This is a genomic window from Bradyrhizobium tropiciagri, assembly GCF_018130505.1.
In the GTDB taxonomy this organism is placed as follows: Bacteria; Pseudomonadota; Alphaproteobacteria; order Rhizobiales; family Xanthobacteraceae; genus Bradyrhizobium; species Bradyrhizobium tropiciagri_B.
The window spans coordinates 201,247-223,363 of record NZ_JAFCKH010000007.1 but is presented as its reverse complement, the minus strand read 5'-3'; the positions used below and the strand labels follow the sequence as shown (position 1 = coordinate 223,363).

General features: G+C 65.8%; 22 protein-coding genes. 9 read left to right on the top strand and 13 right to left on the bottom strand.

Going from position 1 to position 22,117, the window contains the following annotated elements; all coding sequences use genetic code 11:
• Positions 1-81: 81 nt before the first annotated feature.
• Positions 82-291 carry a cold-shock protein gene (locus tag JQ633_RS19335; RefSeq protein ID WP_211986645.1) on the bottom strand — a complete coding sequence of 70 codons (210 nt, stop codon included), beginning with the start codon at positions 289-291 and terminating at the stop codon, positions 82-84.
• 292 nt (positions 292-583) lie between these two features.
• Between JQ633_RS19335 and JQ633_RS19330 the strand changes: the two genes are divergently transcribed.
• The 6 genes from JQ633_RS19330 to JQ633_RS19305 all read left to right on the top strand — a co-directional run bounded on the left by JQ633_RS19330 (position 584) and on the right by JQ633_RS19305 (position 5,131).
• Positions 584-823, top strand: coding sequence for a DUF6894 family protein (locus JQ633_RS19330; RefSeq protein ID WP_211986644.1), 240 nt, complete (start codon positions 584-586; stop codon positions 821-823).
• Positions 824-1,188: 365 nt separating this feature from the next.
• Positions 1,189-1,815 (top strand): HAD-IA family hydrolase, encoded by a 627-nt coding sequence (locus JQ633_RS19325; protein WP_211986643.1) that lies wholly within the window; start codon positions 1,189-1,191, stop codon positions 1,813-1,815.
• Between the two features lie 67 nt (positions 1,816-1,882).
• On the top strand, positions 1,883-3,094 hold the full coding sequence (locus tag JQ633_RS19320) for a molybdopterin molybdotransferase MoeA (protein ID WP_211986642.1): 1,212 nt from the start codon (positions 1,883-1,885) through the stop codon (positions 3,092-3,094).
• Between the two features lie 225 nt (positions 3,095-3,319).
• Entirely contained in the window at positions 3,320-4,024 is a 705-nt protein-coding gene (gene lexA, locus JQ633_RS19315) for a transcriptional repressor LexA (RefSeq protein WP_211986641.1), read from the top strand.
• A gap of 247 nt (positions 4,025-4,271) precedes the next feature.
• A complete protein-coding gene (locus tag JQ633_RS19310; protein WP_211986640.1) occupies positions 4,272-4,700 on the top strand; it encodes a hypothetical protein in 429 nt (142 codons plus the stop codon).
• 203 nt (positions 4,701-4,903) lie between these two features.
• A complete protein-coding gene (locus JQ633_RS19305) occupies positions 4,904-5,131 on the top strand; it encodes a hypothetical protein (protein ID WP_211986639.1) in 228 nt (75 codons plus the stop codon).
• Here JQ633_RS19305 and JQ633_RS19300 read toward each other — a convergent pair.
• The 4 genes from JQ633_RS19300 to JQ633_RS19285 form a co-directional block, all read right to left on the bottom strand.
• A complete protein-coding gene (locus JQ633_RS19300) occupies positions 5,128-7,422 on the bottom strand; it encodes a ComEC/Rec2 family competence protein (RefSeq protein WP_211986638.1) in 2,295 nt (764 codons plus the stop codon). The two genes, JQ633_RS19305 and JQ633_RS19300, sit on opposite strands and share 4 nt — an antisense overlap.
• A 146-nt stretch (positions 7,423-7,568) precedes the next feature.
• Positions 7,569-7,955 carry a YybH family protein gene (locus tag JQ633_RS19295; RefSeq protein ID WP_211986637.1) on the bottom strand — a complete coding sequence of 129 codons (387 nt, stop codon included), beginning with the start codon at positions 7,953-7,955 and terminating at the stop codon, positions 7,569-7,571.
• A 34-nt stretch (positions 7,956-7,989) separates the two neighbouring features.
• Positions 7,990-9,672 carry a glutamine--tRNA ligase/YqeY domain fusion protein gene (locus JQ633_RS19290; RefSeq protein WP_211986636.1) on the bottom strand — a complete coding sequence of 561 codons (1,683 nt, stop codon included), beginning with the start codon at positions 9,670-9,672 and terminating at the stop codon, positions 7,990-7,992.
• Between the two features lie 88 nt (positions 9,673-9,760).
• Positions 9,761-10,348: an NAD(P)H-dependent oxidoreductase gene (locus JQ633_RS19285; protein WP_211986635.1), complete on the bottom strand. Its 588-nt coding sequence runs from the start codon at positions 10,346-10,348 to the stop codon at positions 9,761-9,763.
• Between the two features lie 66 nt (positions 10,349-10,414).
• On the opposite strand from JQ633_RS19285, the gene gltX reads away from it, so the two are divergent.
• Both gltX and gltA read left to right on the top strand, forming a co-directional pair.
• Complete coding sequence (gene gltX / locus JQ633_RS19280) at positions 10,415-11,839, top strand: glutamate--tRNA ligase (RefSeq protein ID WP_211986634.1); 1,425 nt, start codon at positions 10,415-10,417, stop codon at positions 11,837-11,839.
• Between the two features lie 160 nt (positions 11,840-11,999).
• Positions 12,000-13,301 (top strand): citrate synthase, encoded by a 1,302-nt coding sequence (gltA, locus tag JQ633_RS19275; protein ID WP_211986633.1) that lies wholly within the window; start codon positions 12,000-12,002, stop codon positions 13,299-13,301.
• A 33-nt stretch (positions 13,302-13,334) separates the two neighbouring features.
• On the opposite strand, the gene JQ633_RS19270 is transcribed toward gltA, so the two are convergent.
• From JQ633_RS19270 to lpxA, 5 genes are all read right to left on the bottom strand, one after another.
• Positions 13,335-13,670, bottom strand: coding sequence for an ArsR/SmtB family transcription factor (locus tag JQ633_RS19270; protein ID WP_211986632.1), 336 nt, complete (start codon positions 13,668-13,670; stop codon positions 13,335-13,337).
• 6 nt (positions 13,671-13,676) lie between these two features.
• Positions 13,677-14,336 carry an SRPBCC family protein gene (locus JQ633_RS19265; RefSeq protein ID WP_211986631.1) on the bottom strand — a complete coding sequence of 220 codons (660 nt, stop codon included), beginning with the start codon at positions 14,334-14,336 and terminating at the stop codon, positions 13,677-13,679.
• 300 nt (positions 14,337-14,636) lie between these two features.
• Positions 14,637-15,815 (bottom strand): lipid-A-disaccharide synthase, encoded by a 1,179-nt coding sequence (gene lpxB / locus JQ633_RS19260; protein ID WP_211986630.1) that lies wholly within the window; start codon positions 15,813-15,815, stop codon positions 14,637-14,639.
• A complete protein-coding gene (locus JQ633_RS19255) occupies positions 15,815-16,672 on the bottom strand; it encodes an LpxI family protein (RefSeq protein ID WP_211986629.1) in 858 nt (285 codons plus the stop codon). The genes lpxB and JQ633_RS19255 overlap by 1 nt, the downstream gene beginning before the upstream one ends.
• Positions 16,673-16,692: 20 nt before the next feature.
• Positions 16,693-17,487 carry an acyl-ACP--UDP-N-acetylglucosamine O-acyltransferase gene (gene lpxA / locus JQ633_RS19250; RefSeq protein WP_211986628.1) on the bottom strand — a complete coding sequence of 265 codons (795 nt, stop codon included), beginning with the start codon at positions 17,485-17,487 and terminating at the stop codon, positions 16,693-16,695.
• Positions 17,488-17,625: 138 nt separating this feature from the next.
• Between lpxA and JQ633_RS19245 the strand changes: the two genes are divergently transcribed.
• The gene (locus JQ633_RS19245; protein WP_211986627.1) at positions 17,626-17,949 is read left to right on the top strand and encodes a KTSC domain-containing protein; all 324 of its coding nucleotides are present in this window, start codon (positions 17,626-17,628) and stop codon (positions 17,947-17,949) included.
• Between the two features lie 10 nt (positions 17,950-17,959).
• Here JQ633_RS19245 and fabZ read toward each other — a convergent pair whose 3' ends face one another.
• From fabZ to bamA, 3 genes are read right to left on the bottom strand one after another with little or no spacing between them, the layout of a single operon-like run.
• Positions 17,960-18,418, bottom strand: coding sequence for a 3-hydroxyacyl-ACP dehydratase FabZ (fabZ, locus tag JQ633_RS19240; protein WP_211986626.1), 459 nt, complete (start codon positions 18,416-18,418; stop codon positions 17,960-17,962).
• Positions 18,418-19,479, bottom strand: coding sequence for a UDP-3-O-(3-hydroxymyristoyl)glucosamine N-acyltransferase (lpxD, locus tag JQ633_RS19235; RefSeq protein WP_211986625.1), 1,062 nt, complete (start codon positions 19,477-19,479; stop codon positions 18,418-18,420). Before lpxD ends, fabZ begins: the two co-directional genes overlap by 1 nt.
• 32 nt (positions 19,480-19,511) lie before the next feature.
• On the bottom strand, positions 19,512-22,052 hold the full coding sequence (gene bamA / locus JQ633_RS19230) for an outer membrane protein assembly factor BamA (RefSeq protein WP_211986624.1): 2,541 nt from the start codon (positions 22,050-22,052) through the stop codon (positions 19,512-19,514).
• Positions 22,053-22,117: the final 65 nt, after the last annotated feature.

Sequence of the window (22,117 nt, the reverse complement as noted above, 5' to 3'; positions counted from 1 at the left end):
GCTCGCTCAATCCGGGATCGAGCGAGCCATGATCATTCCGCCGCGATCATTCCAGTACATCCGTGGAATGACGAGCGCGCTCTATGCGAGAGAAAGATTATCCGCGCTGTCTTTCCCGCTCTTCCGGTCGGTCCTGATCTCGTAGTTGACGCGCTGGCCTTCGGCGAGACCGCTAAAGCCCGCACGCTCGACTGCGCTGATATGCACGAACACATCCTTGCTGCCGTCGCTCGGCTGGATGAACCCATAGCCCTTTTGGCCGTTGAACCACTTCACTGTGCCTGTCGCCATTTTCTTCTCCAAAGTACGTTTCGCTCGGCCGGTCTGCGGCCGGATTCAACTGGTGCGATGTCTTCGGAAAGTAGCCCGCGGGCACATTCAAAAAGGCACGGCGGCTAATCGAATAACGATAACATAGGGTCGTCGGCAGGCCGGTGCAAGCAAGACCCCGGTGAGCAAAGGCTCACCACGACCCGTCCGGGTTGTGATTTGAGCTGAGGCGATGCCGTTGGCCTAGGAACTGTTTCCGAACGCCCCTCGTTGCCATGACGGTGCTACCCCCCCTCGGTGAGGAAAGCGTCACATGACGCGCTATTTCTTCGACATTAGAGATGGAACCGGCCTCTACCCCGATGAGGAAGGATTGGATCTGCCAGACCAGCGCGCGGCCGAGATGGAAGCGGCGCACACATTGGCGGTGTTGGCCCGCGACGCCGCGAGCATGCATGGCCGAGACGATGATGTGGCGGTCGAGGTCCGCACCGGCACCGATCCACTGTTTCATGCCGCATTGGTTTTTCACAATGGCAGAGCGAGGCACTAGGATCCCCGCTTCCGCGTCCATTTCTGTTTATCCTGCTCCGGATTTTCGTATGGATGTGCAGAGCTCGGACGACCATGTCGCGAGAATGCGAAACTACATCCCCATCCCAGCTGTCATCGCCCGGCTCGACCGGGCGATCCAGTACGCCGCGGCCTCTCGGTCCAATCACGACCGTCTCTGGAATACTGGATCACCCGGTCAAGCCGGGTGATGACACCGCAGGTGTGGCTGGCGCTCGCACAACACTGTCGTCCTGGCGAAAGCCAGGACGACGAGCGGAGAGAGTCGGGCGCCGGTTCGTACGGTCGCCCCACCCCATCGACTCCATTGCCGCCACCCCGCAATTCTCGTACACCGGTCGCGCAATGACCTCCTCGCTCTCCCCCAATTCCGTCGACGTGCTGCTGTTCGATATCGGCCGGGTCGTGCTCGACATCAGCTTCGACAGGGTGATGGCGAGCTGGGCGACGCATGCCGGCTGCCTGCCGGACGACCTCGCCTCGCGCTTCGTCGTCGACGACAGTTTCAAGCATCACGAGATCGGCCGGATCGACGACGCCGCGTTCTTTGCGAACCTGCGCGGCACGCTCGACATCGGCATCACCGACGCCCAGTTCCTCGAGGGTTGGAACGCGATCTTCACCGGCGAGATGCCGGGGATCGCGGCGATGCTCGCGTCGGCCGGCAAGCGGCTGCCGCTTTATGCGTTCTCCAACACCAACCCGGCCCATATCGCATATTTCTCGAAGCAGTATGCCGAGGTGCTCAGCCACTTCCGCACCGTCTTCCTGTCCTCGACCATCGGGTTCCGCAAACCCGACGCCGAGGCCTATGATCATGTGGTAAAGGAGATCGGCGTGCCGGCGTCGCGGATCCTGTTCTTCGACGACTCGGCCGCCAACATCGAAGGTGCGCGGGCGCGCGGCCTTCATGCCGTCCACGTGACATCGATGGATGACGTGGCAAGGGCGCTGACCGCGCTTGGAATTTGAGCTCTTGGAATTTGAGCTGTGGAATTTGAGCTCTGGAATTTGAGCGTTTGAATCGAGGAGTCTCAGCGTGGCCTTGATGCCGGTTGCCGATGCCCTGTCAGCCATTCTCGCCGGTGCCGAGCCGCTGCCTGAGGAGATGGTCGCGCTCGATGCCGCCTACCACCGCACGCTGGCGCGCGATCTCGCAGCGCGCCGCACCCAGCCGCCGGAGGCGATGTCGGCGATGGACGGCTACGCCGTGCGCGCGATCGATGCGTCCGACCTGTCGGCGCGGCTGAAGGTGATCGGCGAAGTCGCCGCCGGGCGGCCGTTCGAGCGGACGGTCGGCCCGGGCGAAGCGGTGCGGATCTTCACCGGCGGCGTGATCCCTGCCGGCGCCGATGCGGTGATCATCCAGGAGGACACCCGGGTCGACGGCGACCACATCACCATCACCGAAGCCGCGGCGGCCGGGCGGCATATCCGCCCCGCCGGGGTGGATTTCCGCGAAGGTGACGTGCTGCTGACCGGCGGCAGCCGCCTCTCCGACCGCGCGCTCTCGCTCGCCGCATCGATGAACTATCCGGAACTCGCGGTGCACCGCCGTCCGAAGGTCGCGGTGCTCGCCACCGGCGACGAGCTGGTGATGCCGGGCTCCGTGCCGGGTCCCGGCCAGATCGTCTATTCCAACGGCTACGCGCTGCGGGCGCTGGCGCGCGCCGAGGGCGCCGACACCATCGATCTCGGGATCGCCGCCGACACGGTCGCGTCGACCACCTCCGGGATTCGCCGCGCACGGGACGCCGGCGCCGACGTCCTGATCACCACCGGCGGCGCCTCGGTCGGCGACCACGACCTCGTCAAGCAGTCGCTGGAGGCCGAGGGCGTCAGCATGGCGTTCTGGCGGATCGCGATGCGGCCCGGCAAGCCGATGATGCACGGCCGCCTCGGCGCGATGCGGGTGATCGGCCTGCCCGGCAATCCGGTGTCGTCCTATGTCTGCGCCTACCTGTTTCTGGTGCCGTTGATTCGGGCTTTGAGCGGCCGCAAGGCTATTCATCACGTCCGCGAGCGTGCGCTGCTCGGCCGCGATCTCGCCGCCAACGACCAGCGCGAGGACTATCTGCGCGCGCATATCGAGGAGCGCGAGGATGGCGCGCTGATCGCAACGCCGGTGAACAAGCAGGACAGCTCGCTGCTCGGGAATCTCGCTGCGGCAGGGGCACTTCTCATCCGTCCGCCGTTCGCGCCAGCCGCCGCCAAAGGCGAGCATTGCGAGATCCTGATCGTGCCGGAGTGAGGCATCGCGGCCCTCTTCGTTAGAGGTTTGCCGGTTACGTTCACCTGAAATTAAGTGGTTGCGGAACACATATCGAACATATAGTGTCCGTTCATGATTTGTTTCGAGTACTGGTGCCCACAATCGGGAGGCCACCCTAGATCTTCGCGAGCCGCGCGCTCCTGAGGTCGGGTCTTCCGAGGTCTCGGAATCGAACGACGCTATCAAACCGGGGGAATACTCGAGATGCTCACGCGCAAACAGTACGAACTTCTGCGTTTCATCAATGAACGTCTGAAAGAGGCCGGCGTACCCCCCTCGTTCGACGAGATGAAGGATGCGCTCGACCTGCGCTCGAAGTCCGGTATCCATCGGCTCATCACCGCGCTGGAAGAGCGCGGCTTCATCCGTCGCCTGCCGAACCGCGCCCGCGCGATCGAGGTGATCAAGCTTCCCGAATTGTCCGCCGGCGGCGCCAACGGCCGCCGCGGCTTTACGCCGAGCGTCATCGAAGGCACGCTCGGCCGGCGCGCCAGCACGCCGCCGGTCGCCGAGGACGACGGCAACCGCCCGGTCGCCGTGCCGGTGATGGGCCGGATCGCGGCCGGTACCCCGATCGAGGCGCTGCAGACCCGCAGCCACACCATCAGCGTGCCGCCGGACATGCTCGGCTCCGGCGAGCATTACGCACTGGAGGTCCGCGGCGACTCGATGGTCGATGCCGGCATCCTCGACGGCGACATGGCCTTGATCCAGCGCAACGACACCGCCAATACCGGCGACATCGTGGTGGCGCTGATCGACGAGGAGGAAGCCACCTTGAAGCGCTTCCGCCGCCGCGGTGCGTCGATCGCGCTCGAGCCGGCCAACACCGCCTACGAAGTGCGCATCCTGCCGCCGAACCGCGTTCGCATCCAGGGCAAGCTGATCGGACTCTATCGCAAATACTGAAGCCGCGAAGGAACGGAGCGACACATCGGACCGTTGCTTGAACGTATAGCGCAGCGCGTGATTTTTCACCCGGATGCGCCCCGATACCGCCGGCGCGCCGTGTAGCGCGTTTGTGATCGGGGCTTTTCGCGGCCAGTCGTACAATCGCCTCGAAACGAGGAAACACTCGTTCGCTATCGTCCACTCTGGTAGAGGCCTGCGCCTCAAGGAGAGGCACGGGTCGCTACCTCGACAGAGGAGCCATCCGATGTGTGACTATAGCCTGCACGCGGTGCAATCGCGTCCCGCCGTCGTCGGAGAGACGCTGATCAGCACGACATTCCGCGGCACGTCGACCCGCGGTTTTGCTTCGGAGACCGATCCCAACGTCGCGGTCTGCATGCTGCCGGGCACCGAGCTCGCCTTCGCCGAGAACGTCCGCTACGACAGCCGCTGGATCTGGACCAAGACCATCGGCTTCCGCGTCGGCGTGTTCAACGAAGTCGAGCCCGATGTGCCCGACCGCCATCACGATGCGGTCGAATTCCCCGACGGCACCCATGTGCTGGTGACCCAGCTGGTCGAAGGCCAGCGCTGCACCGTGCTGCAGCTGCCGGCAACGCATCCGCCGGTCGAGCAGAAGCCCAAGGTCGTGGAGCGGCGGCCCTCCGTATTCGCATCGCTGTTTTTGGGTTGAGCGCATCGTCTCCGCCGGATGAGGTCTGCTTGCGCGGCGGGTGACCAAGGCGATTTCAAGCGACCCCGGACCTTGAGGCTCCGGGGCGCAGCTTGCGGATTTGCGTCGAGCGGCGCCGGTTGCGTTGGGCGGCGGCTGGTTGCGCCGGGCGGCACCTTGGCGCATCATCCGCACACAGACGTGCATTCTCGGAAAGCTGCGCAGTGGTCGACAAGGTCACATGGCAAAAGGCTGGACGCGTCACGGAACCGGGCCGCTACATGTTCCGGTTCGGCTGGCTGACGGTGACCGCCGAAGACCTCAAGGTCTGGCAGCAATTTCCCGAAGCCGTCTTCACCCTCGTCAAGAAGCCCGACGCCGGTCCCGACGAGGACGAATACCATCTCGGCCTGTTCGAGCTGCCGGTCGACCCTTCATCCGGGCAACACTAGTCGTCGGGCTGGACGTCGGCCTCGGCCGGCGTCGCATCGACCGCCGGCCGCGACGCTGCGGCAGGCGGGCGCAGGATGGTCTCACTCTCGCCGTCGCCGGGAACCGCCGGTGACCATGGCCGGTCGATGCCGCCCGGTTTGACCGCATCGATCGCAAAGCCACCGTCGCTGCTGCTGCTGCGGCGCAGCGTCAGCGCGCCGTGGCGCCGCAACCGCTCGGCATCGATCACCGAGGCCGCGCAGCCCGCGGGCACCGGCCGCGCCGTCACGATCAGCGCCGCCCGCTGGCAATCGTCGGCCAGCGCCTCGGGCCGGTTCGCCAGCGCGACGATGCCGCCGCCGGCGGCCCTGGTCACGCAGCCGGTTGGATCGCAGGACACACCGACGCCGAGCGACGGGTCGCCGGCCATCCGCGCATCTGCATCCGCCGCCAGCCACTCCTTGACGAGAAAGGCATCCTTGACGCCGTGCATCAGATGCAGCCGACCGTCGCCGCCGCGAACGGCGACGTTGCGGCCGTCGGCGGAGATCAGCACGTCCGGCAGCGGCGCCCGCACCGCCCAGACCAGCGCCACCACGAGCAGCGCCGCGCCCGACCAGCGCAGCGGCGTGCGCAGCAGCCCGAGCAGGATGAGCCCCGCGCTCGCCGCAATCAGCGGCCCGGCACCGAACGCCGCCATCCGTCCGACCGCGCCGGGCAGCGCCGCGACCCACTGCGTCACCACGATCATCCAGTCGATGCCGACGCCCATGATCGCCCAGAACACGCCGTCGAAGCCGAACGGCATCACCAACAGTCCGAGCAAGCCTGCCGGCATCACGATCGCCGACACCACCGGCATCGCCGCGAGATTGGCGAGCAACCCGTAGGGCGTCACGCGATGGAAGTGGAACGCGGCATAGGGCGTGGTGGCGAGCCCCGCCACCAGCGAGGCCAGCACCAGCACGACGAGCTCGCGCCCGCCCCACAGCGCGACCCGCGCGGTCACCGAATGATCGGGCGATGCGAGGAGGCTCGGCATCCCGATCTGCACCAGCGCGACCAGGCCGAGCGTCGCGGCGAACGACATTTGAAAACTCGGATGCACCAGCGCCTCCGGCGCGATCGCCAGCACGATCAGCGCCGCCACCGCCAGCGTCCGGAACGTGATCGCGCGGCGATCGACCATGACAGCGATCAGCACCACGGCGGTCATGAAGAACGATCGCTGCGTCGCGACTTCGGCCCCCGACAGCAGCAGATAGAACGCCGCGGCAAACAGCGCGGCCGCGGCCGCCCATTTCTTGATCGGCTGCCCCGCCGTCAGTGCCGGAAACAGCGCGAGCAGCGCGCGCACCGCGAAGAACACCACGCCCGCGACCACTGCCATGTGATAGCCGGAGATCGACAGCACATGGCCGAGCCCGGAGATGAACATCGCATCGTTGACCGGCGACGAGATCGCATCGCGCCGTCCGGTGAGCAGCGCGGTCGCGATCGCGCGCCGGTCGCCGTCGAGCGTGGTCCGGATTCGCGCATCGATGGCATCGCGCAGGCCCTGCATGGTGGCGGCGTAGCGCAGCTTCAGGCCGCCGCTCGCCGGCGGCTCGCTGGTCTTGACCGCACCCATCACGAAGCCGGAGGCGCCGATGCCCTGGAAGTAAAGGTCGCGCCCAAAATCATAGGAGCCCGGCCGCTGCGGCCCGAGCGGCGGCAACAGCCGCGCCTTCAGTTCGACGAAGCTGCCCACCTCCGGCGCGGCGCCCTTCTTCACCGAAAGCCGCACGCGCTCGAGTTTTGTCGTCTCGCGCGGACTTTCCATCGAGACCACGCGCAGCACGAAGCGATCGGTCTTCTCTCTGATATCACGCGTCTCGACGAATCCGGTTAGCGCCACCGAGAACATCGGCCGCGCCAGCACATTGTGCGCGATGCGCGCGGTCTTCCAGGTCGCGGTGGCAAAGCCTGCCGCGGCCGCCGCCAGCATCACGACGGCAGCAAACATCCGCCGCCGCCGCAACAGGAATGCGAGCACGCAGAGCGCAATCGCGACACTCGCCGCAACCGACAGCATCGGCTCGTGCTCGGCCGCGAAGTAGAAGGCGATGCCGGTGCCGAACGCGACCGGCACCCAAGGCAACAATCGCCCGGCGCCCGCCTCCGCGCGTGCCCATTGCCGCAATGTCTCGATGATCGGCGGCCAGATGCTGGTCCGTGCCGGGACATAGCCGCCGACCGGGGCAGCCGCGCGCGGCGGCCACGTCCCCGCATAGCCGCGTTTGCCGCCCGGGGTAATGCCCTGCTCCGCCATTCCGCTTGCGATCCCTGCCGGGCCGGAGGCTAGCGGATGCCGCTGCAAGCCAACAGAGAACAGAACCGCAACACTCTACCCAAGGGTGTGAATGAGGTGCGCTCGCAGACGCGAGCACCGCAACATCGCTACCAGGGTATGCGGCGTTAGATCAGCGGCTCTTTCGAGGAGACGTGGTGGCAGGCGATCTTCCAGTCGCCGTCCTCGCGCGCGATCACCCATGTGATCTTGACGGCGAGCGACGGCGCGTCGCCGTCGAGGAAGAAGGATGCGATGCCGGCCATGTTGACGAGATCAGGATTGACCCGCTCGGTCGCGACATCGCTGAACTGGACGCGCTGCGTGCGCCAGCGCGGCAGTCCATTGAAATAGGCTTTGACGCCGTCGCGACCGCGATAGAGCGTCGGGTTCGAGCCGAAGAAGAACGCTCTGCTGGAATAGAGCGCTGACAGCACGTCGGCGTCGAGCCTGCTGAAGCCGGCCGACCATTTGGCGATGATGCCGGAGGCGATGTCGTCGGTTTCGCTTGGCATGCATCGCCTCCGTTGATTGTCCGAACTGGACGCCTTAGCCCTTGCCGCCCACTTCCTTCGCGAAGGTGTCGCGCAGGCCGATGGTGCGGTTGAACACGAGCTTGTCCGGCGTCGAATCCTTGTCGCGCACGAAATAGCCCTGCCGCTCGAACTGCATCGCATCCGGCGAATTGCCCTCGGCGATCGCAGGCTCGACCCGCGCATCGGTCAGCACTTCCAGCGACTGCGGATTGAGGTCGGCAGCGAAGTTGCCGGCGTCGGGGCTCGGGTTGGCGAAGAGCTGGCTGTAGACGCGGATCTCCGCCGGCTTCGACTGCGCCGCCGAAAGCCAGTGCATCGTCGCCTTGACCTTGCGGCCGTCGGGCGCGTTGCCGCCCTTGGTCGCCGGATCATACGTGCAGCGCAGCTCGACGATCTCCCCGGCATCGTTCTTCACCACGCTCGTGCACTTGATGAAGTAGGCATAGCGCAGCCGCACCTCGTTGCCCGGCGACAGGCGGAAGAACTTCTTCGGCGGGTTCTCCATGAAATCGTCTTGCTCGATATAGAGCTCGCGGCCGAACGCGATCTTGCGGCTGCCGGCCTCCGGATTGTCGGGATGATTGATCGCCTCGAGCTCCTCGACCTGCCCTTCCGGATAATTCTCGATCACGACCTTGAGCGGCCGCAGCACCGCCATGCGGCGCAGCGCGGTGCGGTTCAGCTCCTCGCGGATGCAGAATTCGAGCATGCCGACATCGACCACGCTGTTCGCCTTGGCGACGCCGATACGCTTGATGAATTCGCGCACCGCGGCCGGCGGCACGCCGCGCCGCTTCAGCCCGGCGATGGTCGGCATCCGCGGATCATCCCAGCCCGAAACATGGCCGTCGCGCACGAGCTGGGTCAGCACGCGCTTGGACAGCAGCGTGTAGGTCAGGTTCAGCCGCGCCATTTCATACTGGCGTGGCTTCGAGGGCACCGGCAGCTTGTCGAGCAGCCACTCATAGAGCGGGCGATGATCCTCGAACTCCAGCGTGCAGATCGAATGGGTGATGCCCTCGATCGCGTCCGACTGGCCGTGGGCATAGTCGTAGCTCGGGTAGATCGACCATTTGTCGCCGGTGCGCGGATGATGGGCGTGCAGGATGCGGTACAGCACGGGATCGCGCAGGTTGATGTTGCCGGACGCCATGTCGATCTTCGCGCGCAGCACGCGGGTGCCGTTCGGAAACTCGCCGGCCTTCATGCGGCAGAACAGGTCGAGGTTCTCGTCCACCGAACGGTCGCGGAACGGCGAGTTCTTGCCAGGCTCGGTCAGCGTGCCGCGGGAAGTGCGGATCTGCTCCTGCGACTGATCGTCGACATAGGCGTAGCCGGCCTTGATCAGGCCCTCGGCCCAATCGTAGAGGCGCTCGAAATAGTCGGAGGCGTAGAACAGGTTCTTGCCCCAGTCGTAGCCGAGCCAGTGCACATCGGCCTGGATGGAGTCGATGTACTCCTGCTCCTCCCTGGTCGGATTGGTGTCGTCGAAGCGCAGATTGCACTGGCCGCCGAACTCCTGGGCGATGCCGAAGTTCAGGGCAATCGACTTGGCGTGTCCGATATGCAGGTAGCCGTTCGGCTCCGGCGGGAAGCGCGTCACGATCCGGCCGTGCTTGTGGGAGGAGAGATCGGCCTGGACGATGTCGCGGATGAAGTCGCGCCCTGCCTCTGCCGTCGCCGTGTCAGTCGTCATCAAAGGGTTCCCATTGGATTTAGTTGCCTTCTGCCAAATTCGCGCGGTCCGGCCAAGCCCCGTCTACCCAAGCCCCTTGCCTGCCCGATCATAGCCCGGCGACCCTGGCCCGTACCCGCTCGATGAACGCCGCCCGGGAGGCCGGCGTGGAGCGGTCCATGTCGTAATGAGCCATATAGAACGATTGGACGGCTCCGCCACACATCGGCTTGAGGGCTCGGAACAGCACCTTGCGGCCGGGGTCCTGCATCACGATCCGGGTCAGCCACCAGGGCGAGCCGTAGGTCGTCACCACGCCGAACATGCGGATGTTGGTCAGCAGCGGCTTGATCCGCGCCCCGGCCAGATCGTGGGCGAACGCGGTTCCCGGCGCCCAGACCCGGTCGAAATAGCCCTTGAGCATGGCGGGCATCGAAAACCACCAATGCGGAAAGCAGAAGATGATGCCGTCGGCCCGCCTGAGATCGCCGATCAGCCGCGCTACCACCTGCTCCGCATACGGGCCCTGGTAATAGCTCCGCCGTTCGGCCGCCGTCATGACCGGCGAGAACTGCTCGCGATCGAGATCGGTCGCGATCACCTCGTGCCGGCGCCGCAGTGTCTCGACGATGGTCCGGAAGAGCGCATGGTTGAAGCTGTCCTCGAGCGGATGGCTATGAACGACCTGGATTAGCATTGGCTAAGTCTCCCCCGGCTATGATACACGGTCGCCCGGCTCTTAAATTGGGTTACCCATCGTCGAATGACCTCGTCTCCGATCGTTACGCGCTTCGCTCCGTCGCCGACCGGCTTCCTCCACATCGGAGGTGGCCGCACCGCATTGTTCAACTGGCTGTTCGCCAGGAAGCATGGCGGCAAGATGCTGCTCCGGATCGAGGACACCGATCGCGAGCGTTCGACCACGGAGGCGATCACCGCCATCCTGGACGGCCTGAAGTGGCTCGAGCTCGATTGGGATGACGACGTCATCTACCAGTTCAGCCGCGCCGCCCGCCATCGCGAGGTCGCCGAGAGCCTGCTCGCCGCCGGGCGCGCCTACTACTGCTACGCCTCGCCGGAGGAGCTCACCGCGATGCGCGAGAAGGCGCGCGCCGAGGGCCGCACCCGCCTCTATGACGGCATGTGGCGCGACCGCGATCCGGCGACGGCGCCCTCCGGTATCAAGCCGACCATCCGCCTGAAGGCGCCGCAGACCGGCGAGACCGTGATCGAGGACCAGGTGCAGGGCCGCGTGGTCTGGCAGAACGAGAACCTCGACGATCTCGTCCTGCTGCGCGGCGACGGCACCCCGACCTACATGCTCGCGGTGGTGGTCGATGACCACGACATGGGCGTCACCCACATCATCCGCGGCGACGATCACCTGATCAACGCCGCGCGCCAGAAGCAGATCTACGACGCGCTGGAGTGGGAGCTGCCGAGCATGTCCCACATCCCGCTGATCCACGGTCCGGACGGCTCGAAACTGTCGAAGCGCCACGGCGCGCTCGGCGTCGATGCCTACCGCGCGCTGGGCTACCTGCCGGCCGCGCTGCGCAACTATCTGGTCCGGCTCGGCTGGAGCCACGGCGATCAGGAGATCTTCTCGACGCAGGAAATGATCGAGGCGTTCGACCTCTCCGGCATCGGTCGCTCGGCGGCGCGGTTCGATTTCGCCAAGCTGGAGAACCTCAACGGTCACTATATCCGCCAGAGCGACGATCAATCCCTCGTGACCCAGTTCGAGAGCGTGCTGGACTATATTCCCGAGGGTGCGGCGCTGAAGGCCAAGCTCAACGACACCACGCGCGCGCAATTGCTGCGGGCGATGCCGAGTCTGAAGGAGCGCGCCAAGACGCTGATCGAGCTGATCTCGGGCGCCTATTTCATCTTCGCCGACCGTCCGCTCGAGCTCGATCCGAAGGCGGCGGCGCTGCTGACGCCGGAAACGCGGGCATTGATCGGCCGCCTGCGCACCGCGCTCGAGGCCGTCAACGACTGGACCGCGGAAACCACCGAGGCCGCCATGCGGAATTTCGCCGAGCAGAACAATCTGAAACTCGGCGCAGTCGCGCAGCCGCTGCGGGTGGCGTTGACCGGCCGCACGACCTCGCCTGGTATATTCGACGTCCTGGCGGTGCTGGGACGCCAGGAGTGCCTCGCCCGCCTCGCCGATCAGGCGGCATGATCCTGCATGGACCCCACCCAGGGTCCATCTTGCAGCGCACATGGCAATGAGCTACCCAATCCCGGACGCTTTCTCCACAAGCCGTTCCGCCCCGCCACGGGCCGCAAATTAGCGACTGGGCAAGGTCGGTTTTCGCAACGAATTCATCGGGGATATCACGATGGACGCAAAATCCAGCAAGACAGCCACACTCACCATCGGCAACAAGAATTACGATTTCCCGATCCTGAGCGGCACGGTTGGGCCTGATGTCATCGACATCGCCAAGCTCTACGGCCAGGCCGGCGTGTTCACCTACGATCCGGGCTTCACTTCGACCGGCAGCTGCCAGTCCAAGATCACCTACATCGACGGCGACGCCGGTGTCCTCGAATACCGTGGCTATCCGATCGAGCAGCTCGCCGAGCAAGGCGACTTCCTCGAGACCTGCTATCTGCTGCTCTACGGGGAGCTTCCGACCCCGGCGCAGAAGAAGGAATTCGATTACACCGTCATGCACCACACCATGGTGCACGAGCAGATGGCCCGCTTCTTCCAGGGCTTCCGCCGCGACGCCCACCCGATGGCGATCATGGTCGCAGCAGTCGGCGCGCTCGCCGCGTTCTATCACGACTCCACCGACATCAACGATCCGAAGCAGCGGATGATCGCCTCGATCCGGATGATCGCGAAGATCCCGACGCTGGCGGCGATGGCCTACAAGTACACGGTCGGCCAGCCCTTCGTGTATCCGAAGAACTCGCTCTCGTTTGCCGAGAACTTCCTCAACATGTGCTTCGCGGTGCCCTGCGAGGACTACAAGATCAATCCGGTGCTCGCCGACGCGCTGGACAAGATCCTGATCCTGCACGCCGACCATGAGCAGAACGCCTCGACCTCGACCGTGCGCATCGCCGGCTCGTCGGGCGCCAATCCGTTCGCCTGCATCGCGGCCGGCATCGCCTGCCTGTGGGGCCCGGCGCATGGCGGCGCCAACGAAGCCGCGCTCAACATGCTCTACGGCATCGGCAAGGTGGAGAACATTCCGGACTTCATCGCCAAGGTGAAGGACAAGAACAGCGAAGTCCGCCTGATGGGCTTCGGCCACCGCGTCTACAAGAACTACGACCCGCGCGCCAAGATCATGCAGAAGATGTGTCACGCGGTGCTCAAGGAGACCGGGCACGGCGACGATCCGATGCTCAAGGTCGCGCTCGAGCTCGAGAAGATCGCGCTCAACGACCCCTACTTCATCGACCGCAAGCTCTACCCGAACGTCGACTTCTACTCGGGCATCACGCTGAAGGCGATGGGCCTGCCGGTGTCGATGTTCACCGTGCTGTTCGCGGTCGCCCGCACCGTCGGCTGGATCAGCCAGTGGAGCGAGATGATCGAGGATCCGCAGCAGAAGATCGGCCGTCCGCGCCAGCTCTACACCGGCGTCGCGCGCCGCGACTACGTCGCGATCGACAAGCGCAAGTAAGTCGTACTCGATACCCGATCCGGAACGGCGCCATCAGTCCTGATGGCGCCGTTTTCGTTTGCCGCGCGCAACCTCGGTCGCGAGCGCGTCCAGCTTCGGCAGCCAGAATGCCCTGAAGCGGTCGAGCCAGTCGTCGACCTCGCGCAGCCGCCGCGGCTCGACCGCATAGATGCGGCGGGTGCCGTCGGCGCGGACCGATGCGAAACCGGCGTCGCGCAGCACCCTCAGTTGCTGCGACACCGCCGACTGGGTGATGCCGAATTCACGCTGCACGACGACGACGATGTCGCCCGAACTATGCTCGCCGGTCGCGAGTAGCTCGAGGATGCGCCGGCGGACGGGATCGCCGAGAATGTCGAACGCGTGCAATGTTCGCTAGCCTCCGCTCCCCGGCTCCGGCTCGCCGCAATAGAACGCCGTGGTGTTGGCCGCTGCCCTGCGCGCTGCGACCTCGTCCGTGCCGGCAGCGATCGAGGCCCGGGACCAGTCCGAGCTACTGCGGCGGATGAAATCCTTGCCGTCGTCGGAGGCCGGCCATGCCGACGCGGCGGCGCGGTCGAATGCCTCGCCCGGCGGCGTGGCAAGGTAGAGCGCGAGCCCGAGCAAAGCGAGATCCCAACCGACGCCGACAGCGCCGGGCCCGTAGCGATCCCAGAACTCGCCCTCGACGACAGCAACATGCTCCAGTTCGAGACGGGTGCGCTCGGCGCCGTCCTCGGCCAACGTCACGGTGACCCAGCTGACGCTGCCCATCGCCTCCCAGGTGACGGCGAGCCGGCGCGGCGGCTCGCATCTCCTGATCTCGCCGCCCGCCTGACCCTCGAACTTGTAGCGGCCGCCGAGCCTCAGATCGCCGGAAATAGGCAGGAACCAGCGCGGAATGCGCTCGGGGTTGGTCAGCGCATCCCAGAGATCGTCGATGTCGGTGTCATAGCCGCGGGTCGCGATGACAGCCCGCGTCGGCTTGCCGTCGCGCTCCCCGAAGGCAACCTCGCGAACGACGGCACCGACATAGGCGATTGGATCGATCTTCATGGGCGACTCCAAATATTAGAATTAGCTAATATTAGTACAGCCTAATTATCTGATGCAAGCGGAACCGCTGCGGCCGGTTGCCGCTCGCCGCATCGAGCTGTTCCGGTGCGGGCAGTACAAAATTTCGGAATATTGGAATAATATGACTGAGTTGCCCGACGTGTCAAGTTGCCGTGGCGACCGTCGGCCGCCGCCGGCTACTTTGCATGGGGTTGTTTTCCGCATTTTGGCAACGCGCCTCCGCGACGGAGGATTCCCTCCGCCGTCGGCGGACAAAAGAGCAAAGGCGATCAAACCAGTCTAGCCGGATCGCCGTGCCATCGTTGCCAACACGATGTCGGCGGCATGGACACTCGGCGGCTGGTCGCCGGTCGACATCTTTGCATCGAGGGTCGCGAACGCCGCGACCTGCCGCCGGCGCGCGGGCGTGTCGGCGAGGATTTCGCCGAGCGCCTGCGCCAGCTTGTCCGGCGTGCAGTTCTCCTGCAGGAACTCCGGGATCACCTCATCGCCGATCACGAGATTGGCAAGGATCACCGACGACACCTGGATCGCGCGGCGCAGGATGAATGCCTCCGCGGCGCCGACGCGATAGGCCGTCACCATCGGAATCCCCGCCAGCGCGAGCTCCAGTGTCACGGTGCCGGACTTCGCCAGCGCGGCGCGGGCGAGACGGAACGCGGCGCGCTTCTCGATCTCGCCGACCGCGATCCGCGGCACCACCGGCCATCCCGCGACGCCGTCATGCACCATCTTCTCGAGATGCGGCGTGGTCGGAAGCACGAGCTCGAACGTGGTTCTCCGGTCGAGCTGGCCGAGCGCGGCACCGAACAGCGCCAGATGATGCCTGATCTCGCTGCGCCGGCTTCCCGGCAACACAAGGAGGACCGGCGGCTCGGCATCGCGCCGCTTCTGCTCCTCGGCGTTCGGCCGCAGCGACGCGAGCTGCTCGACCAGCGGATGGCCGACATAGCTGCATGGCGGGCCGCGCAGCTTGCGATATTCCTCCGGCTCGAACGGCAGCAGCGCCAGCACATGGTCGACATAGCGCCGCATCGCGCGCGCCCTGCCCGGCCGCCAGGCCCAGACCGACGGCGACACATAATCGACGATCGGAATGTTCGGGTTGCGCGCGCGGACCCGGCGGGCGACGCGATGGGTGAAATCGGGGCTGTCGATGATGACGAGCATGTCGGGCGCATCATCGAGCACCGCGTCCGCGGTACGGCGGATCAACTGCAAGATCTTGGGCAGCTGCTTCACGACAGCGGCAAAGCCCATGATCGAGAGCTCTTCGATCGGGAACAGCGGCGTGATGCCTTCGCGCGTCATCATCCGGCCGCCGACACCGGCGAACTGCACGGTATCGCCGAGCCGCTGACGCAGCACCTTCATCAGCGCGGCGCCGAGCCGGTCGCCGGACTCCTCGGTCGCGATCAGGAATATCTTGCGGCCGGTGCTGGGACTGCGCGGGGGCATCAGCCGGCCAGCCCGATGACGAACAGCCCCCTGGCGTCGGCGGTCTCGATCAGGGCCTGCGGCTCGGCCGCGAGCGTGTTGCCGGCGATCACGGCGATCCCCGCGATCCCTGCGCCGGCCGCGCCCTCGACCGTCCGCGGGCCGATGGTCGGCAAATCGAACCGCAGGTCCTGTTTGCTCTTCGGCGCCTTCACCAGCACGCCGCGGCCGGCCTTGGCGCGAATCCGGCCGTCGGCGCGCAGGCGCGCCACGCGCGCGAGCAACCCGTCGGTGCCCTCGATGTCCTCGACGGCAACTACATGGCCGTCGATCACGACGGCGGCCTGCCCGATGTCGAACGGACCGAGCGCGTCGAGCACGCCGCGTCCGCGCGCGATGTCGGCGAGCGCATCACCATCGGGAACGGCGCGCGTGATCGCGCCCTCCGGCATCAGCAGGTCGGGCGCGACGTCCTTGATCCCGACCATGCGGAAGCCCTGCTGCTCGAGGATGCGGCCGACGCCCGACAGCAGGTGATCGTCACCGCCGCGGAACGCCCGCATGACATGGCCGAGCAGGCGCAGCGTGCCCCAGTCGAGCCGGATCTCTGACAGCGCCGGGCGCACCAGGGTGCCGATGAAGATCAGGTCGCGGCAGCCCTCGTCGCGGAACAGCCGGGTCGCCCGCCCGAGTTGGCCGACCGAGATCCAGCGATGCCGAAACTTCTGTACGCGAGCGGGATCGCAGGCGCCGCGCAGCGCGAACAGCACCGGCGTGATGCCGCGCGCGACAAGCGAATCCGCCACCGCGAACGGCATGCCGCCGCCGCCGGCGATCACGCCGACCGGTGAAGAGACCGAGGAAGCCGCTGACGTCATGCTGGCGGCCATCCCCGAGCTCAGTTGGTGTTGGCGGGAAGACAGAGCGCGCGGTGCTTGGCGCCGCCGATGAAGGCGAGGATCTCCGCGATCGCCGGATCCTCGCCGGCGAGCGGCTGCACCGCGGCCAGCCGCTCGGCGAAGATGCCGGGGCCGTGGAACAGCTTCTGATAGAACGCGCGCACCGCGGCGAGCCGCTGCTTGGTGAACTGGCGCCGCCGCATGCCGATGATGTTGAGGCCGTCGAGCACGGCGTACTGGCCGTTGGCGAGGGCGAACGGGATGATGTCGCCGCGCACGCCACAGACGCCGCCGATCATCACCTGCGGGCCGACGCGGGTGAACTGATGCACCGCCGACAGGCCGCCGATATAGACGAAGTCGCCGATCTCGCAGTGGCCGCCGAGCGTCGCCGAGGTCGCGAAGATCACGTCGTTGCCGACGCTGCAGTCGTGCCCGACATGGCTGTTGTTCATGAAGAAGCCGCGGTTGCCGACACGGGTCAGCCCGCCGCCTTTCACGGTGCCGACGTTCATCGTGACGCCTTCGCGGATCGTGCAGGCCTCGCCGATCTCGAGCCGGGTCGGCTCGCCGCGGTAGCTGAGATCCTGCGGCGGCCCGCCGAGCGCGGCGAATGGCGAGATGACGCAGCCGGCGCCGACCGTCGTGTGGCCGCTGACCGTGACATGCCCCAGCAGCTTGCAGTTCTCGCCGATCACGGCGTTGGGGCCGATGATGCAGTACGGACCGATCTCGGTGCCGGCCCCGATCACGGCGCCATCGGCAATGCGCGCGGTGGGATCGATCATGCTCATATCAATTGCGGTCCGGAATTCGTTAACGGCGCCAAGGTGCTACGGCGCCGGCTCGGCGGGTCGTTAGCGCGACTTTGCCCGCCCTGTCCAGTGACGTATCATGACCAGCTGTTGCAACGAACAGGGTCGCTACCGTCCATGGTCCGCGCCGCCACGCTGCTCCTGAGCCTGCTCGCCGCCCCGGTCGGACCGGAGACGGTCGATCTCGGACGCCGCGGCAGGATCGATCTCTCGACGTTCGAGTGCCGTGACATCAATCGCAGCACGATGGTCCAGCGGGTCTGCTACGACGCTGCCCAGCGCGCGCTGCTGGTCGCGGTCAGGGGCAACTACCAGCAATATTGCGGCGTGCCGCTCGAGACCTTCGACGCGCTGATGAACGCGCCGTCAATGAGCATCTTCGTCAACCGGGTGTTGCGGATCGCGGGCGCCGACGGCCGCTACGCCTGCAGGACGTCGTGAGTTCGCCGACTCAGTCCGTCAGCATCGCGCCGACATCGGCCTCGGCCACGACCTGGCCGTTGACCTTGGCATCGCCGTGAAACCACCACATCGTCTTGCGCCGGCCGAGCGAGCGCATGTGGTACTCGATGGTGTCGCCGGGCATCACCGGCTTGCGGAACTTGCACTTGTCGATGGTGAGGAAATACACCGCGCGCGGCTTCTCGGTGCCCTCGACCGATTTGATGCCGATCACGCCGGCAGTCTGGGCCATCGCCTCGATCATCATCACGCCGGGATAGACCGGACGGTCCGGGAAATGCCCCTGGAACGGCGGCTCGTTGAAGGTGACGTTCTTGATGCCGATGCCGCTGTAGTCGGCGCGGATATTGATGACCCGGTCGATCAACAGCATCGGAAAGCGGTGCGGCAGCGTCTTCAGGATATCGTTGATATCCACGAGCTCGAACCTGACCGGGGACTCCTCCATCACTCCTGTTCCTTACCCTTCGCTTCGTTGTCGCGCACCAGGCGCTCCACCGCGATGATTTCCCTGAACCACTGCTTGGTCGGCTTGGCGAAATGTCCGCCCCAGCGACCATTGGGTGGAATGTCGTCCTTGACCGCGCTCATGGCGGTGACCTGCGCGCCGTCGCCGATGGTGAGGTGGTTGTTGATGCCCACCTTGGCGCCGAGCGCGACATTGTCGCCGATCGTCAGGCTGCCCGCGAGCCCGATCTGGGCCGCCAGCAGGCAGTGCCTGCCGATCGTCACATTGTGGCCGATCTGGACCTGATTGTCGATTTTGGTGCCCTCGCCGATCACGGTGTCGCGCAGCGAGCCGCGGTCGATGGTCGAGCCGGCGCCGACCTCGACATTGTTCTGGATCAGCACGCGGCCGGTTTGCGGCACCTTCACATGGCCCGACGGCCCGAAGAAGATGAAGCCGTAGCCATCCTGGCCGATATTGCAGCTCGGATGGATCAGGACGTTGTTGCCGATCAGCGCGAACTGGATGGTGGTCTTGGCGCCGACATTGCAGTCGCGGCCGATCTTGACGTCGGCCCCGATCACCGCGCCGGCTCCGATGATGGTGCCCGCGCCGATCTCGACCCGCGGACCGATCACGACCAGCGGATCGACGATGACGCCGTCCTCGAGCCGCGCGGTGGGATCGATGATCGCCGACGGCGCGATGCCCTCGGTATTGAACCAGGACTGCGGCCGCAGCGCGTCCGCATGCCACTCCCGTGCGATCGCAACGAACGCGTGGAACGGCTTGGTCGCGCGCAGCACGGCGACGCCCTCGGGCACCTGCGCCTCGAAGCGCTGATGGACCAGACAGGCGCCGGCCTTGGTCGCGGCGAGCTCGTCGGCATATTTGAGATTGTCGAAGAAGGCGAGATGCATCGGACCGGCTTCGTCGAGCGAAGCCAGCCCCCTGATCTCCTGCGCTCCCCTCGCGGGGTCGACCAATTGCGCCTTCGTCAGCGCGGCGATCTCAGCCAGCGTTGACGAAGGAGGACTCTTGTAGAAGATCGGCTGCGCCATTCCATCCGTCGCAGTCCGGCCGACACACGGTCTTAGAACGAGGTACCGCCGCCAAACCGGAATTCCTGGGTGCGGTCGTACTGGCCCTTGGTCAGCGGGATCGCATAGTCGAAGCGCAGCGGGCCGAACGGTGACTGCCAGATCAGGCCGACACCAACCGAGCTGCGGACCACCTTGCTGTCGTTGTACTGCAAACCAAGGCAGGTGCCGGGGGTCGCCGGGTTCTGCGTCGGCGGCTTACAACCGGGCACATTGACTTCGCCGGTCGCCGCCCACGAGGTCGGTCCCTGGTAGTCATACAGACCACCGGCGTCCGCGTAGACCGCGCCCTTGAGCCCGACTTCCTTCGGCAGGAACCAGAACGGCATCTGCAGTTCCGCCGACACGCCCCAGTACTTGGTGCCGCCGATCGCGTCCTGCGTGCTGTAGGGGTTGATGTCGCGCGGACCGATGCCGTTCGGCGCGAAGCCGCGGACCAGGTTCGGGCCCATCTGGAAGTGATCCAGCATGCGCAGCTCGCTGCTGCCCAGCTTGTTCAGGATACCGCCCTGAGCACGGATCACGCCGACGATGTCCGAGACCAGCGGGGTGTAGTACTTCGCGTCGATCGCGGTCTTGATGTAGCTGACATCGCCGCCGACACCCGCGAAGTCCTGCCGGAAGTCGACCAGGAGGCCGTCGGTCGGGTTCTTGTTGTTGTCGAGGGTGTTGTAGTTCAGCGTGTAGCCCAGCGCCGAGGTCAGCGTCTTGCCACCCGCCAGTTCCTTGCGGACGGGTAGCGAGGCTTCGCCGTCGTAGAAGCAGCCGAGGCCGTTGGTCGACGTCAGGTCGATGCCGTTCAGGCTGGCGTAGGCCGGGCTCGGATTGAACGCAGGATTCGGGCTGCCGTCTGCCAGCGTCGGCACGTTGTTACAGTTGTTGAGCGTCGACGGCAGCGAGATTTCCTGCTGGTAGATCGAGTAACGCAGCTGCAGCGAGAGATCTTCGCGGAGGCTGAAGCCGAGCCGCGGGCTGAAGCCCAGCGTCTTGGTGCCGTAGGCGATGTAGCTGTTGGACAGCTGCTGGCGCTGGTACAGGTCGAGGCCGAGCGCGACGCGGTAGTCGAGCAGATAGGGCTCGACGAACGACAGCGAATAGCCGCGGGCATACTGGCCGTAGGTCACCGACGCCTTGGCGAACAGGCCTCGACCGAGCAGGTTGCGCTCGGAGACACTGACTTCAGCCAGCGCACCGTCGGTGGTCGAGTAGCCGCCCGACACCGAGAAGTCGCCGGTCGACTTCTCTTCGAGATCGACGATCAGGATGACGCGATCGCTGGAGGAGCCCGGCTCGGTGGTGATCTTGACGCTCTTGAAGAAGTCGAGGTTCTTCAGCCGGCGCTCGGCACGATCGACCAGCGCGCGGTTGTAGGCATCACCCTCGGAGATGTCGAATTCGCGGCGGATCACGTAGTCGCGCGTGCGGGTGTTGCCGCGGACGTTGATGCGCTCGATGTAGGTGCGCGGGCCCTCGTCGATCGCAAAGGTGATCGACACCGTGTGATTCTCGAAATTGCGGTCGCCGCGCGGCCGCACCACGGCGAAGGCATAGCCGCGGCGCGAGGCCTCGATCTGCATCTCCTCGACCGACTTCTCCAGCGCCTCGGCGTTGTAGAGCGAGCCGACATTGACGCGCGACCACGAGCGCAGCGCGTTCGGATCAAGCGTCGAGATCGACGACGTGAAGTTCACGGAGGCGACGCGATACTGCTGGCCTTCCTCGATCTTGAAGGTGACCAGGAAGCCCTTCTTGTCGGGATCGTATTCGGTCAGCGCGGCAACGACCTGGACGTCGGCATAGCCGTTCTTGAGATAGAAGCGGCGGATCAGGTCGCGGTCGGCCTCGACGCGATCGGGATCGTAGACGTCGTTGCCACCGAGGAAGCTGAGCAGGTTCGATTCGCGCGTCTTGATGACGTCGCGCAGGCGCGAGGCCGAATAGGCGCTGTTGCCGATGAATTCGATCGACCGGACACCGGTCTTGACGCCTTCATTGACCTCGAAGACCAGGTCGACGCGGTTGTTCGGCTGCTCGATGATCTGCGGATTGACCCGCACGTCGTAGCGGCCCGACCGGCGATAGATCTCAGCGATTCGCAGCGAATCGGACTGCACCATCGGACGCGAGAAGGTGCCGCGCGGCTTGGACTGGATTTCAGCCGTAAGCTGCTCGTCCTTGATCTTCTTGTTGCCCTCGAAGGCGATGCGGCCGATCACCGGGTTCTCGACCACGACCACGACGATTCGTCCGCCGCGGTTGTCGATGTGGACGTCCTGGAACAGGCCGGTCTCGATCAGCGCCTTGAGGCCGTCGTCGATATCAGCCTGGCTGAGCCGGCCGCCCGGGCCGGGCCGGAAATACGAGCGGATCGTCTCGAGTTCGACGCGCCGGTTGCCCTCAACCGTGATCGAATTGACGGTCTGGGCGACCGCAGGCGCAGACACAGCTACGGCCGCCAAGGTGGCAGCCACCGGCACGGCGAACATGACTAGGGCAGCGAACAAGCCCCCCCTCACTCGCATTCCCAACATCATGCGCGACGCGCCCTATCCTTCAGATGCCGAACCATTCCCCAACAGCCCGACAGATTCCCAACTTG

Excerpts from the sequence above, each read along its gene's own strand:
- JQ633_RS19265 (WP_211986631.1), bottom strand. The coding sequence starts at position 14,336 with ATGAAGATCGATCCAATCGCCTATGTCGGTGCCGTCGTTCGCGAGGTT.
- bamA (WP_211986624.1), bottom strand. The coding sequence starts at position 22,052 with ATGATGTTGGGAATGCGAGTGAGGGGGGGCTTGTTCGCTGCCCTAGTC.
- JQ633_RS19245 (WP_211986627.1), top strand. The coding sequence starts at position 17,626 with ATGGTCCGCGCCGCCACGCTGCTCCTGAGCCTGCTCGCCGCCCCGGTC.
- lpxA (WP_211986628.1), bottom strand. The coding sequence starts at position 17,487 with ATGAGCATGATCGATCCCACCGCGCGCATTGCCGATGGCGCCGTGATC.
- JQ633_RS19285 (WP_211986635.1), bottom strand. The coding sequence starts at position 10,348 with ATGCTAATCCAGGTCGTTCATAGCCATCCGCTCGAGGACAGCTTCAAC.
- JQ633_RS19290 (WP_211986636.1), bottom strand. The coding sequence starts at position 9,672 with ATGACGACTGACACGGCGACGGCAGAGGCAGGGCGCGACTTCATCCGC.
- JQ633_RS19300 (WP_211986638.1), bottom strand. The coding sequence starts at position 7,422 with ATGGCGGAGCAGGGCATTACCCCGGGCGGCAAACGCGGCTATGCGGGG.
- JQ633_RS19295 (WP_211986637.1), bottom strand. The coding sequence starts at position 7,955 with ATGCCAAGCGAAACCGACGACATCGCCTCCGGCATCATCGCCAAATGG.
- JQ633_RS19330 (WP_211986644.1), top strand. The coding sequence starts at position 584 with ATGACGCGCTATTTCTTCGACATTAGAGATGGAACCGGCCTCTACCCC.
- lexA (WP_211986641.1), top strand. The coding sequence starts at position 3,320 with ATGCTCACGCGCAAACAGTACGAACTTCTGCGTTTCATCAATGAACGT.
- fabZ (WP_211986626.1), bottom strand. The coding sequence starts at position 18,418 with ATGGAGGAGTCCCCGGTCAGGTTCGAGCTCGTGGATATCAACGATATC.
- JQ633_RS19255 (WP_211986629.1), bottom strand. The coding sequence starts at position 16,672 with ATGACGTCAGCGGCTTCCTCGGTCTCTTCACCGGTCGGCGTGATCGCC.
- lpxD (WP_211986625.1), bottom strand. The coding sequence starts at position 19,479 with ATGGCGCAGCCGATCTTCTACAAGAGTCCTCCTTCGTCAACGCTGGCT.
- lpxB (WP_211986630.1), bottom strand. The coding sequence starts at position 15,815 with ATGCCCCCGCGCAGTCCCAGCACCGGCCGCAAGATATTCCTGATCGCG.
- JQ633_RS19310 (WP_211986640.1), top strand. The coding sequence starts at position 4,272 with ATGTGTGACTATAGCCTGCACGCGGTGCAATCGCGTCCCGCCGTCGTC.
- JQ633_RS19335 (WP_211986645.1), bottom strand. The coding sequence starts at position 291 with ATGGCGACAGGCACAGTGAAGTGGTTCAACGGCCAAAAGGGCTATGGG.
- gltA (WP_211986633.1), top strand. The coding sequence starts at position 12,000 with ATGGACGCAAAATCCAGCAAGACAGCCACACTCACCATCGGCAACAAG.
- JQ633_RS19325 (WP_211986643.1), top strand. The coding sequence starts at position 1,189 with ATGACCTCCTCGCTCTCCCCCAATTCCGTCGACGTGCTGCTGTTCGAT.
- gltX (WP_211986634.1), top strand. The coding sequence starts at position 10,415 with ATGACCTCGTCTCCGATCGTTACGCGCTTCGCTCCGTCGCCGACCGGC.